Origin of the sequence: Marilutibacter spongiae, assembly GCF_014145325.1 — a bacterium.
Lineage (GTDB): Bacteria > Pseudomonadota > Gammaproteobacteria > Xanthomonadales > Xanthomonadaceae > Marilutibacter > Marilutibacter spongiae.
The window spans coordinates 153,109-167,664 of sequence record NZ_JACHTF010000001.1; the positions used below are offsets into that span (position 1 = coordinate 153,109).

The 14,556-nt window shown below is 72.1% G+C and carries 14 protein-coding genes and 1 other RNA gene; 11 read left to right on the top strand and 4 right to left on the bottom strand.

What is annotated here, in order from left to right:
- The first annotated feature begins 469 nt into the window (after positions 1-469).
- The 9 genes from H4F98_RS00705 (at position 470) to H4F98_RS00745 (ending at position 9,311) form a co-directional block, all read left to right on the top strand.
- Positions 470-1,084: a riboflavin synthase gene (locus H4F98_RS00705; protein ID WP_182684749.1), complete on the top strand. Its 615-nt coding sequence runs from the start codon at positions 470-472 to the stop codon at positions 1,082-1,084.
- On the top strand, positions 1,081-2,208 hold the full coding sequence (ribB, locus tag H4F98_RS00710) for a 3,4-dihydroxy-2-butanone-4-phosphate synthase (RefSeq protein WP_182684750.1): 1,128 nt from the start codon (positions 1,081-1,083) through the stop codon (positions 2,206-2,208). Before H4F98_RS00705 ends, ribB begins: the two co-directional genes overlap by 4 nt.
- 83 nt (positions 2,209-2,291) lie before the next feature.
- A complete protein-coding gene (gene ribH / locus H4F98_RS00715) occupies positions 2,292-2,804 on the top strand; it encodes a 6,7-dimethyl-8-ribityllumazine synthase (protein ID WP_182684751.1) in 513 nt (170 codons plus the stop codon).
- Positions 2,801-3,262 (top strand): transcription antitermination factor NusB, encoded by a 462-nt coding sequence (gene nusB, locus H4F98_RS00720; protein ID WP_182684752.1) that lies wholly within the window; start codon positions 2,801-2,803, stop codon positions 3,260-3,262. Before ribH ends, nusB begins: the two co-directional genes overlap by 4 nt.
- A gap of 53 nt (positions 3,263-3,315) precedes the next feature.
- The gene (gene thiL, locus H4F98_RS00725; RefSeq protein ID WP_182684753.1) at positions 3,316-4,368 is read left to right on the top strand and encodes a thiamine-phosphate kinase; all 1,053 of its coding nucleotides are present in this window, start codon (positions 3,316-3,318) and stop codon (positions 4,366-4,368) included.
- Between the two features lie 153 nt (positions 4,369-4,521).
- The gene (locus H4F98_RS00730) at positions 4,522-6,093 is read left to right on the top strand and encodes a CocE/NonD family hydrolase (protein WP_182684754.1); all 1,572 of its coding nucleotides are present in this window, start codon (positions 4,522-4,524) and stop codon (positions 6,091-6,093) included.
- Positions 6,094-6,205: 112 nt separating this feature from the next.
- Complete coding sequence (locus H4F98_RS00735; protein WP_182684755.1) at positions 6,206-7,054, top strand: N-formylglutamate amidohydrolase; 849 nt, start codon at positions 6,206-6,208, stop codon at positions 7,052-7,054.
- Positions 7,045-8,244 (top strand): peptidase MATCAP family protein, encoded by a 1,200-nt coding sequence (locus H4F98_RS00740; protein WP_182684756.1) that lies wholly within the window; start codon positions 7,045-7,047, stop codon positions 8,242-8,244. Before H4F98_RS00735 ends, H4F98_RS00740 begins: the two co-directional genes overlap by 10 nt.
- A complete protein-coding gene (locus H4F98_RS00745; protein WP_182684757.1) occupies positions 8,241-9,311 on the top strand; it encodes an ATP-grasp domain-containing protein in 1,071 nt (356 codons plus the stop codon). Before H4F98_RS00740 ends, H4F98_RS00745 begins: the two co-directional genes overlap by 4 nt.
- Before the next feature lie 9 nt (positions 9,312-9,320).
- On the opposite strand, the gene H4F98_RS00750 is transcribed toward H4F98_RS00745, so the two are convergent.
- Genes H4F98_RS00750 through H4F98_RS00765 form a run of 4 tightly spaced genes read right to left on the bottom strand, consistent with a single transcriptional unit; the run spans position 9,321 to position 13,069 of the window.
- Entirely contained in the window at positions 9,321-9,911 is a 591-nt protein-coding gene (locus H4F98_RS00750; RefSeq protein WP_343064701.1) for a uracil-DNA glycosylase family protein, read from the bottom strand.
- Positions 9,912-9,914: 3 nt separating this feature from the next.
- Positions 9,915-11,309: an FAD-binding oxidoreductase gene (locus H4F98_RS00755; RefSeq protein WP_182684758.1), complete on the bottom strand. Its 1,395-nt coding sequence runs from the start codon at positions 11,307-11,309 to the stop codon at positions 9,915-9,917.
- Positions 11,302-11,685: a YraN family protein gene (locus tag H4F98_RS00760; protein ID WP_182684759.1), complete on the bottom strand. Its 384-nt coding sequence runs from the start codon at positions 11,683-11,685 to the stop codon at positions 11,302-11,304. Before H4F98_RS00760 ends, H4F98_RS00755 begins: the two co-directional genes overlap by 8 nt.
- Positions 11,666-13,069: a penicillin-binding protein activator gene (locus H4F98_RS00765; protein ID WP_182684760.1), complete on the bottom strand. Its 1,404-nt coding sequence runs from the start codon at positions 13,067-13,069 to the stop codon at positions 11,666-11,668. Before H4F98_RS00765 ends, H4F98_RS00760 begins: the two co-directional genes overlap by 20 nt.
- Positions 13,070-13,132: 63 nt before the next feature.
- Between H4F98_RS00765 and rsmI the strand changes: the two genes are divergently transcribed.
- On the top strand, positions 13,133-13,972 hold the full coding sequence (gene rsmI, locus H4F98_RS00770) for a 16S rRNA (cytidine(1402)-2'-O)-methyltransferase (protein WP_182684761.1): 840 nt from the start codon (positions 13,133-13,135) through the stop codon (positions 13,970-13,972).
- An 81-nt stretch (positions 13,973-14,053) separates the two neighbouring features.
- Positions 14,054-14,402: RNase P RNA component class A (gene rnpB / locus H4F98_RS00775), an RNA gene on the top strand.
- Positions 14,403-14,556 lie beyond the last annotated feature (154 nt).

Below are 14,556 nucleotides of genomic sequence, written 5' to 3' on the forward strand. Positions count from 1 at the left end.
GGGCCGCGGCGCGTGGGGCCCGGATGCTAGAATTGCCGCGCCGGCCAGGCCCCTTGGGCCCGGACGGCACACTGACACGACGTCTTCAGGGCGGGGTGGAATTCCCCACCGGCGGTAGGCACGGGCAGGCGGTCACGCCGCGTCCGGGCGAGCCCGCGAGCGCCTCCGGCAGGGCCTGAAAGGGCCGGGCGGGAGGGTCAGCAGATCCGGTCCAATGCCGGAGCCGACGGTCAGGCCTTCCCCGCGCACCGGGGGCGGCCCACAGTCCGGATGGAAGAAGACGGCAACGCACGCTCCCACGGCCTGGCCGCGGGACGGGCGTGCCTCATGCCTTGTGGCGTTTTTCGCTCATCCATGCGGGAAACCTACACATGCAGAATCCTCTGCCTACGATCGCAAGCGCGGCCCCGGCCGTCCCCGGGCGCCCCGGCGCGCCTGCCCGCCCCTCGTTCCCACGGGAGGCATGCTGATGTTCACCGGCATCATCGAAGGCCTCGGCCGGGTCGCCGCCATCGAACCCCTGGGCGGCGACGTCCGCCTGCACCTGGAGGTCGGCAGCCTGCCGTTCGAAGGCGTGCGGATGGGCGAGAGCATCGCCGTCAACGGCGTCTGCCTGACCGTGGTCGCGTTCGACGCGGGGTCCTTCGCCGCCGACGCCTCCAACGAGACGCTGGCCCTGACCACCCTGGGCCACCTCGAACCCGGCGCGGTGGTCAACCTGGAACGCGCGATGCGTCCCACCGACCGCCTGGGCGGCCACCTGGTCAGCGGCCACGTCGACGGCCTGGGCCAGGTGCTGGCGATCAGCGAGGACGCGCGCGCCCAGCGCTGGCGTTTCGCCGCGCCCGCCGACCTGTTGCGATACGTGGCCCGGAAAGGTTCGATCTGCGTCGACGGGGTCAGCCTGACCGTCAACGCGGTCGACGCGGAGGGCTTCGAGGTCGCGCTCGTGCCCCATACCGTCGCCCATACCGCCTTCGCCCATGCCCGCGTCGGCAATGCGGTCAACCTCGAGATCGACCTGGTCGCGCGTTATGTCGAGCGCCTGCTGGCCGGGCGCGTGCAGCCGGAGTCGCAGCCATGAGTTTCGCCCCCATCCCCGAACTGCTCGAGGAGATCCGCAACGGCCGCATGGTCGTGATCGTCGACGACGAGGACCGCGAGAACGAGGGCGACCTGATCATGGCCGCCGAGCTGGTCAAGCCCTCCGACGTCAATTTCATGGTCACCCACGCACGCGGCCTGGTCTGCCTGTCGCTGACGCGCGAGCGCTGCGCCCAACTGGGCCTGCCGCCGATGGTCCGCGACAACACCTCGCAGCACCACACCAACTTCACCGTCAGCATCGAGGCCGCCGAGGGCGTGACCACCGGCATCAGCGCCTACGACCGCGCGCACACCGTGCGTACCGCAGTGCGCCCCGACGCGAAGCCCAGCGACCTGCACCAGCCCGGCCACATCTTCCCGCTGCAGGCACAGCCGGGCGGGGTGCTCAACCGCGCCGGGCACACCGAAGCCGCCGCCGACCTGGCGATGATGGCCGGGCTCGAGCCCGCGGGCGTGCTGGTGGAAATCCTCAATGCCGACGGCAGCATGGCCCGCCGGCCCCAGCTGGAAGTGTTCGCCGCCGAACACGGCCTGAAGATGGGCTCGATCGAGGCCCTGATCCGTTACCGCCTCGACACCGAACACACGGTCGAGCGCGTCGACGCCCGTCCGATCGAGACCGAGCACGGCGAGTTCCAGCTGGTCACCTACCGCGATCGCCTCAACCACGGCCTGCACTTCGCGTTGCTGCGCGGCGAGGCGGTCGCTTCCATCCCAACCCTGGTCCGGGTCCACGTCCAGAACCCGCTGTCGGATGCGCTGCACTGGCGGCGCCCCGACTTCGGCCCGGCGGTCGGCGACGTCCTCGCCGCCATTGCGGCCGAGGAGCGCGGGGCGCTGGTCCTGCTCGGCGACAGCGCCAGCCCCGACGCGCTGCTGCGCCGGATCCAGTCCGGCCCGGCGCAGGGCGGGGCGGACGGCGGGTCGCCGGAGCCCTCCGGCGGGCGCGGCCAGGCCCTGGGCGAATGGCGGCGCAATGGCGCCGGCGGGCAGATCCTGGCCGACCTGGGTCTGGGCAAGCTGCGGGTGCTGGGCACGCCGCGCAAGCAGATCGGCCTGGCCGGATTCGGCCTGGAGGTGGTGGAGTACGTCGAGCCCTGAACCGGCGTCGCGACGCCGTCACCGCTTGTCATGAACTAGCCGCTAAACTGACATCCTTAGACGAACACGACACGAAACCGCCCATGTCCCATATCGAAGGCGACCTGCGCAGCCCCCAGGGCGCGCGCTACGCGATCATCGCCAGCCGCTGGAATCCGCGCATCACCGACACCCTGGTGGCCGGTGCGCGCAAGACCTTCACCGACAACGGCGTCTCCGAGGACGCGGTGGACGTCATCCGCGTGCCCGGCGCCTGGGAGATCGCGGTCACCGCCGAGCGCCTCGGCGCGGCCGGCGGCCATGCCGCGATCGTGGCCCTGGGCTGCGTAGTCCGTGGCGACACGCGTCATTACGAACAGGTCGCCGACGGCTGCTCGGACGCGCTGATGCGGGTCTCGCTGGACTACGGCGTGCCGGTCGCCAACGGCGTGCTGGCGGTCGACCGCTTCGAGGATGCCGAGGCCCGCGCCGGCGGCAGCCACGGCAACAAGGGCGAGGAGGCGGCGCTGGTCGCGATCGAGATGGCGCACCTGCTGTCGCAGTTGCCCGCCGGCTTCGACGTGCCCGCCGACGTGTTGCATGAGGTGGCATCGTGAGCCGCCGCCGGGCCGATGGCATCGACCCGGTCGCGAGGACCCGCGCCCGCCGGCGCGCGCTGCAGGCGGTCTACGCCTGGCAGCTGTCCGGCGCACCGGTGCGCGAGGTGCTGGCGCAGTTCGCCCACGAGCAGGCGCGCGAGCACGCCGACCTGGCCTACTTCGAGGACCTGGTGATCGGCGTCGACGCGCACCGCAAGGACATCGACGCCGCGCTGCTGCCCTTCCTCGACCGCAGCGTCGAGGAGGTCGATCCGATCGAGCGCGCCGGGCTGCGCATCGCCGCGTACGAGTTGCGCCACCGTCCCGACGTGCCTTACCGGGTGGTCATCAACGAGGCGATCGAGAGCGTCAAGAAATTCGGCACCGAACACGGCCACACCTACGTCAATGGCGTGCTCGACCACGCGGCCGCCGAGTGGCGCGCGGTCGAGGTGAACGCGCCGCGCGGCGGCTGAGGCCCGCCGGTCCCGTGCCGCGCCCGATGGCGCGGCCCTCCCGGAAACGCCGCATGCACGACGCGCCGCCCGACCCGACCGAGTTCGACCTGATCAGGCGCATCCGACAACGCGCCGCGGGGCGCGACGACGTGGTGCTGGGTATTGGCGACGATGCCGCGATCCTCGATGCCGCGCCGGGTCGCCAACTGGTGGTGGCGATGGACACGCTCAACGCCGGCATCCACTTTCCGCTCGATACCGCGCCGGCCGACATCGGCTGGAAAGCGCTGGCGGTCAACCTGTCCGACCTCGCCGCGATGGGCGCCGAGCCCGCGTGGTGCACCCTTTCGCTGTCCCTGCCCGAACGCGACGGGCCCTGGCTCGACGGCTTCCTCGACGGCTTCCTCGCGCTGGCGGCGGCGCACGGCGTGGCCCTGGTCGGCGGCGACACCACGCGCGGGCCGCTGTCGGTCTGCGTGACCGCCCACGGCTGGGTGACGCCCGCTGCGGCACTGCGCCGATCGGCGGCATGCGTCGGCGACGACGTCTGGATCTCGGGCAGCCTCGGCGATGCGGCCGCCGGCCTGCGTTTCGCACTCGCCCCGGGCGAGCCGGCGGAGGACGACGAACGCACACGGGCGGCGGTGCGCGGGCTGCGCGATCGCCTGGACAGGCCGACGCCGCGGGTGGCCCTGGGCCGCGCGCTGGCCGGCCGGGTCCATGCTGCGATCGATGTCTCCGACGGCCTGTTGGCCGACCTGGACCATGTCTGCGAGGCCAGTGGCGTCGGCATGCGCGTGTGGGCCGGCGCCCTGCCGTGTTCGCCCGCGCTGTCGGAGACCGTGGAGGCCGACCTGCGTCGCGCGCTGCAACTGGGCGGCGGCGACGACTACGAACTGTGCTTCACCGCGCCCACGGCGCTGCGCGACGCGCTCGGCGAACTGTCGCTCGCCTTGGCGGTCCCGCTCAGCCGGATCGGCACGGTCGGCGTCGGCGAACGGGTCCGGGTGATCGACGCCGGACTCGACCAGGACGGCCCCGAATGGGTCCCGCCGCGACGGGGCTATGTCCACTTCGACCCCGACCCCGACCCCACGCCCGACCCGGCCCGCGAGCGCGACTGAGCGTCGGCAGCGCCGCCGCGGGTGCATGCGGCATTGCAGCGTGATCGCGTCCGTACCCGCTGGTACGGTCCTCGTCGACGCGTCAATGCGTCAGCGTATGGTCGCCGAGGGGGCGGGACCACCGGGATATCGGACATTTGGGAGGGTCGATCCATGGGCAGGAACGCAATTCGTCTCGCATGCGCCGTCGTGCTGCTGTGCGCCTCGGCGCTGGCCGCGGCCGGCGACTTCAGCAAGCGCTATGCCAGCATCCAGAGCTTCGACGGCACCGCGCTGGGCGCATTGGTGCTGGTGCCCGAGGGCGAGGGGCCCTTCCCGCTGCTGGTCATGCCGGCCAGCTGGGCGCTGCCGAACCTGGAATACCTGGGCCGCGCCCGCCAACTGGCCGCCGATGGCTACGTGGTGGTCAGCTACACCTCGCGCGGCTTCTGGGACTCGGCCGGGCGCATCGACATCGCCGGGCCGGCGACGGTGGAGGACGTCAGCGCGGTGATCGACTGGGCGCTGGCGAACACGCCGGCGGACCCGGCGGCGATCGGCGCCTCGGGCATCTCCTACGGCGCCGGCACCAGCCTGCTCGCGGCCGGCCGAGATCCGCGCATCAAGGCGGTGGCGGCGCTGAGCGGCTGGTCCGACCTGGAGGCGTCGCTGTATGCCAACCGCACGGTCAGCCAGCAGGGCGTGGGCCTGCTGGTGGCGGCGGGCGCGCTCACCGGCCGGCCCGGCCCCGAGCTGACGGCGATCACCGCACGCGTGCTGCTGGGCGACTACGACGGCGCGGTGCAGGGCGTGCTGCCGGTCGCGCCCGAACGCGGTGCGCGCAGCGAGCTGGCGCGGATCAACCTCAACGGCACGGCGGTCCTGCTGGGCAACGCGTTCAACGATGGCCTGTTCCCGCCCAATCCGCTGGTGGACTTCTTCAACGGGCTGACCGGCCCCCGTCAGCTGATCCTCGGCCAGGGCGACCACGCCACCGCCGAGCTGCCCGGCGCGCTGGGCCTGCCCAACGAGGTCTACGACGCCGCGACGCGCTGGTTCGACCACCACCTGCGCGGGCGCGACAACGGCGTGCCGGCCGAGCCGCAGGTGCGCATGGCCAGCCTTTCCGGCGACTGGCAGGCCTTCGGCGACTGGGACGCGGTGCAGGCCGACGCGACCGACTACGGCCTCTCGCGGCCGGGCGGTTTCGTGCCCACCGGCGGCCTGACCGGCACGCCGAGCAGCGGCTGGACGCACCGCATCGGCACCGGACTGCCCACCCTCGCCGACTCGGGCGTGGTACTGGTGTCGGGCCTCCTGCAGGGGCTGGGCCTGCCGGCGACCGCCTCGATCCCGCTGGTGTCGCGGGTGGGCGCGGCGGTATGGGTGGGGCCGGCAATGCCGGCGACGCGCACGCTGGTGGGCTCGCCGGCGCTGCGCATCACGGTCACGCCCAGCCAGGCGTCGGTAAGCCTGTTCGCCTACCTGTACCGCATGGATCGCTGGGGCACCGGTCACCTGCTCAGCCACAAGCCGTATTCGCTGCGCGGCGTGGCGCCGGGCGTCGCCACGCCGGTGGATATCGCGCTGGAAGCCACCGCCGCGGAAATCCGCGCGGGCGAGCGCCTGGTGCTGGTCATCGATACCACCGATCCGCGCTACGCCGACGCGACTTCGCTGGGCGGCACGGTCGCCTTCTCGTCGCCGGCCTCGCGACCGGCACGGCTGCGCGTCGCACTGAAATAGGCCCTGAATCGCGGTCGCGCCGCGATGGCGCGACCCGCGACGTACCGTGCAACTTGAACGTGGCGTTCAGTTGCTCACGGACTCCTCATACCCCCGGTGGAAGCATCGGGGCATGGATGCCACAGCTTCACCCACCCCGTTCTTCTCCGTGGCCGAGCGTCTCGTCCTCGACGCGCCCGACGACGACTGGGACCTGGTCCTGGACGAGGGGCCCATCGTCGCCACGGCGATCCACGATGGCCATGCCATGCGCCCGTCGCTCGCGCGCCACCTCGCCGTCGACGAGCCCGGCCGCCGGCGCGAGGAAGACCCGCTGACCGGTGCGCTGGTCGAGGTCGGCGACGTCCGGCTGCGGGTACGTGCCTCGCGCTTCCAGATCGACCTCAACCGGCCGCGGGACCTGGCCCTGTCGACCGATCCGGCCGATACCTGGGGCCTGAAGGTCTGGAAGGGCCCGTTGCCTCCGGGCGAACTGGCGACCTCGCTCGCGGCGCACGATCGCTTCTACGCGATGATGACCGAACTGATGGAGCGGCTGATCGCGCGCTGGGGCTGCGTGCTCCTGCTCGACATCCACAGCTACAACCACCGCCGGGACGGCGCCGCCGTGGCGCCGGCACCGGCGGGCGGCAACCCCGACATCGACGTGGGCGCCACCACCCTCGACCGCAGCCGCTGGGGCCACGCCGTGGAGCGCCTGGTGGAGGTGCTGCGCGAACATCCGGCCGCGGGGCGCGCGCTCGACGTGCGCGAGAACGTGCGCTACGACGGCGGCGGGCATTTCCCCGAGTGGCTCCACGCCACCTATGGCGACAAGGTCTGCGCGGTGTCGCTCGAGTACAAGAAGTTCTACATGGACGAGTGGACCGCCCGCGCCGACATCGCGGTGCTCGACGACCTGCGCCGTGGACTGGCGGCCGCGGTCGACGCCGTCCGCGGGGAGTTCCACGCATGCCGGTGAGCGCGATGCACGCGCCGGCGCGCGCGCTGCCCCCCGTGGCCGCGCGGATCGACGCCGCCCTGGTCGAGCTCGACCGCCAGATCGACTGGCTGCTGGCGCTCTCGCCGATCGACAACGATGGGGCCTGGCAGGCCTTCGAGGCCAGCGGTTTCCGCCAGGCGCCGCCGCTGCGCTACATCGACCTGGAGATCGACCTCGACGAGGCGCGTGCGCGCCTGGACGCGCTGCCCCTGGACGACATCGAGTCGCCCTTGCTGTCGGGCCTGCTCAGCGAGAAGCAGCGCGAGCTGGAGCGGCACCTGCAACTGGTGCGCCTGCGCGGCACGGAGGGCTTCGTCAACGCCAGCCTCGATCTGTTCGGGGGTGTCGATGCCGGCCTGCGCGCGCTGGCCGACGAGATCCTCGCGAGCGTGCCCCACGGGGTGCCGCTGGTCGCTGACGCCGGCATCGACGAGGTCGTCGAAGCGGTCGAGGCCGAACTGGACTGGTACCGCGGCCAGGCCGGCGACTTCAAGGCCGACGTGGTCGTGGACACCGACATCGGCTCGATGATGATGGTTTCGCACGGGACCTTCTACGTCGATGGCGGCATCCGCGTGCCGCGCGCGCGCGTGCAGCCGCTGGTGCAGCACGAGATCGGCACCCATGTCGTCACCCGCTACAACGGCGGCCACCAGCCCCTGCGCCAGCTCGAAGTGGGCCTGGCGCACTACGACGCCCTGCAGGAAGGCCTGGGCGTGCTGGCCGAATACCTCGCCGGCTACCTGCCCGGCGACCGCCTGCGCGTGCTGGCCGCCCGCGTCGTGGCGGTGGACATGGCCGTCGCCGGCGAGGGCATACCGCGGATCCACGCCTTCCTGCGCGAGACCCATGGCCTGCCGACCAACGAAGCCTTCGACATCGCGGTGCGCGCGCTGCGCGGCGGCGGCTTGACCAAGGACGCGGTCTACCTCAGTGGCCTGCGCGACCTGCTCGCCCACCTCCACGCCGGTGGCGAGCTGGGGCCTCTGCTGCGCGGCAAGTTCGCCCTCTCGCACCTGCCCGTCGTCGACCGGCTGGAAGAAGAGGGGTGGGCGGTGCCGCCGGCGCTGATGCCGCGCTACGCCCACGACGACCGCTTCGCCGATCGCCTGCAACGCTGCCGCGAAACCGGCATCGCCGACTTCTTCCACATGGAACCACGCGCATGAACGACCGCACCGCCTCGCCGAACAAGCTGGGCTTCGTCATCAACGACATGGCGACCGAGAAGGACAACTTCACCACGATCCGCCTGGCCCGGCGCGCCATCGCACGCGGCCACGAGGTCTCGCTGATCGGGCTGGGCGGCTTCATCTACGACAGCAACGGCGTGATCCGCGCGCATGCCCACCGCCCGCGCGGCACCGGCTATGCCGACGATGCCGAACTGCTGGCCGACCTGCAGGGCGACGACGCCCGGATCGAGCGCATCTCGGTCGAGGCGCTGGACGTGCTCATGTTGCGCAGCGACCCGGCCGACGAGGTGAACGAGCGGCCGTGGGCCCCCAACAGCGGGCTGCTGTTCGCGCAGTTGGCCGCGCTCAAGCACGTGATCGTGCTCAACGATCCCACCCACCTGACCGACGCCTCCAACAAGACCTATTTCCAGCACTTCCCCGAGGAGGTGCGGCCGGTCACCTGCATCACCCTGGACGCGGAGGAGATCAAGGCCTTCATCGCCGCGCACGACGGCCATGGCGTGATCAAGCCGCTGCAGGGTTCGGGCGGGCAGAGCGTGTTCGTGGTGACCCCCGACAGCGGCGGCAACCTCAACCAGATGATCGACGCGGTGACCCGCGACGGCTATGCCATCGTGCAGGAGTACCTGCCGCGGGCGGTCGACGGCGACCTGCGCCTGCTGACGCTCAACGGCCGCCCCCTGGAAGTGGACGGCACGTACGCCTGCATCCGCCGCTACAACGACAGCGGCGACGCGCGCAGCAACATCAGTGCCGGCGGCAAGTACGAGATGGCGGTGCCCGACGAGGATGCCCTGCGCATCGCCAGCATCGTCGCGCCCAAGCTGATGCGCGACGGCATGTACTTCGCCGGGTTGGACATCGTCGGCGACAAGATGATGGAGATCAACGTCGACACGCCCGGTGGCATCAACATGGCCGACGACCTCACCGGGCTGGATTTCAGCGGGCACATCATCGCCGACCTGGAACGCAAGGTCGCCATGCGCGACCACTACAACCGCACGCTCAGCAACACCGAACTGGCGATGATGTAGCCCACCACGTCAGTCGCCCAGGGCCTCGCGTACGCGAAGGCGCAGTTCGGGCAGGACGTCGCGCGCGAACCAGGGGTTGGCCTTGAACCACCCGACGTTGCGCGGGCTCGGGTGCGGCAGCGGCAGCCGGCCCGCGTCCAGGTGCCGCCGCCAGTCGCGCACCGCGCCGGTCAATGTCGCGGCACCGCGCGTCCCCAGCACATGGGCCTGGGCGTGGCGGCCGACCAGCAGGCTCAGCCGCACGTTCGTCAGCAGGGGCAGCAGCCTCGGGTGCCAGGTGGCGCGACACTCCGGACGCGGCGGGGCATCGCCCCCGCCACGCTTGCCCGGATAGCAGAAGCCCATCGGCACGAGGGCGACCCGGTCGGCGTCGTAGAACGTCGGGGTGTCGAGTCCCAGCCATTCGCGCAAGCGCCGGCCGCTGGCATCGTCCCAGGGCACGCCACTGGCATGCACGCGCGCGCCCGGCGCCTGGCCGATGACCAGCACGCGCGAGCAGCTGCTGGCCTGCAGCACCGGGCGCGGCCCGAGCGGCAACACCGCCGCGCACTGGGTGCAGGCGCGGATCTCGCACAGCAGCGCGGGCAGGGCATCGGCCACGGCTCAAGGCGGCAGCAGCTTGCCCGGGTTGAGGATCCCGTCGGGATCGAACTGCGCCTTGATCGCCCGCATGAGCGCGAGGGTCGGGGCGTCGATCGCGCGTGGGATGAAATCGCGCTTGGCCAGCCCGATCCCGTGCTCGCCCGAGAGCGTGCCGCCGAGCGAGATCGCCAGCGCGAAGACCTCCGCCATCGCCGACGTGGCATGTGCGCGTTGCGCGTCGTCGGCGGGGTCGTACATCAGGTTGACGTGCAGGTTGCCGTTGCCGGCATGGCCGAAGCAGACGATGGGCAGGCGCGAACGTGCGGCCAGGGCCTGTACGCCGTCGACGAGTTCCGGGATGCGCGACACCGGCACCACCACGTCTTCGTTGATCTTGCCCGGCGCCAGGGTCCGCAGGGCGGGCGACAAGGCCTTGCGCGCCGCCCACAGGCGGGCGCGTGCCGCTTCGTCGCCGGCCGCGTCCAGCGAGACCAGGCCGTCGCCGCGTGCCGCCTCCATCAGCGCTTCGACGTCGTGGGCGAGCGTGGCGCCGTCGCCGTCCGCCTCGATCATCAGCAGGGCGCCGGCGTCGCCGGGCAGGTCCGCGCCACCGACGTCGCGCGCCAGGCGCACGGCATGATGGTCCATGAACTCCAGCATCGAGGGCGTCACCGGCTGCGCCATCAGGCGTGCGACCGCCCGCGCCGCACTGGCGACGTCGCGATAGAGCGCGCGGATCGCGCGGCGCGCGGCGGGGGCCGGCGCCAGGCGCAGGGTCGCCTCCACGATCAGCGCGAGGGTCCCCTCGCTGCCGACCAGCAGGCGTTGCAGGTCGTAGCCGGTGGCGCCCTTGGTCGTCGCGCTGCCGCAGCGGATGAGATCGCCGGTCCCGGTGACGGCCGTGAGGGCGAGCACGTTGTCGCGACTGGCGCCGTACTTCACCGCGCGCGGACCGCCGGCGTTGCAGGCGAGGTTGCCGCCCACCGTGCTGTAGCCGGCACTGGTGGGGTCGGGGGGCCAGAACAGGCCGTGCGGCGCGAGTGCCGATTGCAGGTCGCCGTTGAGCACCCCGGGTTCGACGACCGCGCAGCGATCCCCCGCGCGGATGCCGAGGATGCGGTCCATGCGCTCGAACGACACCACGACGCCGCCGGCCACGGGAACCGCCGCGCCGGTCGTGTTGGTGCCGCGGCCGCGCGCGACGAGCGGCACGCCATGCCGGCGACAGGCCTTGACCAGGGCCTGCACGCAGTCCGCGTCGCGGGGCAGGGCGACGGCATCGGGCAGGGCTTCTCGTCGCGAGTTGTCGAAGCCATAAGTCAGGCGCTCGCCGGGGTCGGTGCGCCAGCCGTCGCCGAGCAGGGCGGCCATCTCGCGCTGGAGCGCGGCGGGCAGCGCGGACACGGGCTCAGGCATCGTCGGCGCGGAAGGCGTCGCGCAACCACGCCAGGCGCGGGGCGGCGGGATCGCCGCTGGCGTCGACCACGTCGAACCGACAGGCACGCGAGGCATGCCGCGGATGTTGCTGCAGGAAGATCTGCGCCGCGCGGACCAGCTTGCGACGCTTGTGCACGTCGACCGAAGCCGCGCCGCCGCCGAAGCCGGCGGTACGCCGGTAGCGCACCTCCACGAACACCAGCGTCTCGCCGTCGAGCATCACCAGGTCGATCTCGCCGACGCGGCTGCCGGCGTTGCTGGCGACCTCGCGCAGCCCGGAACGGGCGAGCTCGGCGCGGGCCGCGGCTTCCACCGCGGCGCCCCGCCCGCGGGCGTCAGCGGCGGTCGCTGCCATCCGTGAGCGGCATGACCACGCCGCTGATGAAGGTGGCCCAGGTCGGCGTGCGCTTGATGTTGCCGAAGCCGTCCATACGCAGGGTGCCCGTCGCGCCCGGGATGGAGGCATCGGTCCCGGTCACCAGGCGCTCCATGTAGGCCGACAACTGCCAGGCATCGAAGCCGAAGGCGAACAGGCGCGCCGCGCCCCCGCGCGCGGTCGGCAGGGTCTCGGCGGTGAAGGTGGCGGTGGGCAGTCCGCGCGCACCGCGCGCGGTCCAGGTCTCGGTCGGGAAGGCGATGCCGTCGAGGACGCGATCGTCCTCGGGCTTGCCGGTGCCCGACAGCAGTTGCGAGGTCGCCACCCGCGGCTTGCCGGCGAGCCCGGCAAGCGCCAGCTTGGGCATCAGTTCGCGCACGCTGTTGCCGCGCATCGACAGGAAGATCGCGTCGATGCCGCCCTCGCGGTTGGCGAATGGCGTCAGGTCGGCAACACCTTCCCCGACCACGTCGGTGACGGTGGCGCCGCGCGCGGCGAGGTGCTCGCGCAGCGCGTCGACCGCGCGGCGCTGGCTGTCCTCGCTGCCCGACACCACCAGGACCCGCTTGGCCCCCCGCGCGACCAGGTACTCGGCGGCGGCGGTGCCCTCGTCCTCGGGCGAGAGCGCGAACGCGGCATTGCCGGCGGGCGGCGACTGGCTGCCGCTGTTGAGCGCGAGGATCGACACCGGCAGCGCGCCGCGGGTGAAAAGGGCGTCGACGGCGTTCCGCTCCAGCGGGCCGACGACGAAGTCGTTGCCCTCGGCGACCGCGCGGTCGTAGGCCGACAGCGTGCCGGCGATGCTGCCGGTGGTGTCGTAGAAACTGACTTCCGGGCGGCGCCGGTGTTCGCCGTAGTAGCCCGCGAGGAAACCATCGCGCACCGGCGAGGCGGCGACCGCCATCTCGCCCGAGAGCGGGAGCAGCATGGCCAGCTTGACCGGCGGCCGGTAGCCGTCGGGATCGGCCGCCGGCCGGCCGTTGGCATCGAACGTCCAGGCGGTATGGTCGAACGGGCGCGGCAGCGGCAGGCCACGCTCGACCAGGGCCTGGCCCATGTAGTTGTAAAGCGGTTCGCCGGCCGGGAGGGCAGCGGCCTCGCGTGCCAGCGTGGCATCGTCGAGCTGCGACAGCAGTTCGCGGATCTGGCGCTCGTTGTCCAGGCGCGCCTGGCCCGTCAGCACCGTGCCGCTCTGCGCCAGCGCGCTTGCCTGCGCGACCACCGGGCTCATCACCACCTTCGAGGTGTCCGTCGAGCGGGTGGACATGCCACCGCAGCCGCCCAGGATGAGCATCGCGAGCGCGGGGCCGGCCAGCCAGCGTGCGGCGGGGCGGATCGAACGGGAATTGGACAGTGGGGGCATGGGCGATGTCCGCCGCGGCGCGGCGTTGTTCAGGAACCGGGTACGATTCTAACCGTCCCTTCGATGGAATCACCCGTCATCGCCGCATCGCCCGCCACCCTGCATGTCGTCGCCACGCCGATCGGCCACCTGGGCGACCTCAGTCCGCGCGCGCTCGAGGTCCTGGGCTCGGTCGCCGCGATATGCGCCGAGGACACCCGGCATACCCGGCAATTGCTGGCGCACTTCGGCCTCGAGCGCCCGCTGGTGGCCCTGCACGAGCACAACGAGGACGCGCAGGCCGGCCAGCTCGTCGAGCGCCTGCGTGGCGGCGAATCGCTCGCCCTGGTGTCCGACGCCGGCACGCCGCTGGTGAGCGACCCGGGTTACCGCCTGGTGCGCGCGGCACGCGCGGCCGGCATGCGGGTGTCGCCGGTCCCCGGCGCCTGCGCCGCCATCGCCGCGCTGAGCGTCGCCGGCCTGGCGTCCGACCGCTTCGCCTTCGAAGGCTTCCCGCCGGCCAAGGCGGGAGCGCGCCGCGAACGCCTGGCGCGCCTGGCATCGGAGACGCGCACCCTGGTCTTCTACGAATCCTCCCATCGCATCGAGGCCTCGCTGGCCGACATGGTCGAAGCCTTCGGGCCGGCGCGCCCGGCCGTCCTGGCACGCGAGTTGACCAAGCTGTTCGAGACGGTGCTCGATGGCAGCCTCGAAACCCTGCAGGCGGCGGTCTCGGCCGACCCCAACCAGCGCAAGGGCGAGTTCGTCGTCATCGTCGAAGGCGCGGGCGACGATGCCGACGCGCGGATCGCGGAAGGGCGACGTCTGTACGCCCGGCTGGTCGCGCACCTGCCGCCTTCGACCGCGGCCAAGCTGGCCGCCGAACTGAGTGGCGCGCCGCGGAAGGCGCTGTACGGCGGCTGAGCCGCCGGCCCTGCTTGCCCCGGGCCTGTCTCGCATCGCCAGCGGCCATGCGGCGCGGCGAAGCGCTACAATGCGCGCGGCGGAGTCGGCCAGGCAGTCGCGTCATGCAATGCATGCCGAGGAAAGTCCGGGCTCCACAGGGCACGGTGCCAGGTAACGCCTGGGCGGCGCGAGCCGACGGAAAGTGCAACAGAGAGCAGACCGCCGATGGCCCGCGAGGGCACAGGCAAGGGTGAAACGGTGCGGTAAGAGCGCACCGCGAGTCTGGCAACAGACCGGCACGGCAAACCCCACCGGGAGCAAGACCAAATAGGGAGACGATGCCGCGGCCCGCGGTGTCTCCGGGTAGGTTGCTCGAGCGTATCGGCGACGATGCGCCTAGAGGAATGACTGTCCACGACAGAACCCGGCTTATCGGCCGGCTCCGCCGCCTTTCTGGCTCAGTGAGCCAGAAAGGCCCCAAAGTTTGTCGCGACAAACTTCGAGCCCCAGGCTGTCCTCTCCAGACCCCCACTCGCCCTTTGGGCTCGTCGCCCCCTGGCTCAGGGTGCTGGGCGTCGAGCGCTGAAGAAGGTCATGGGGTG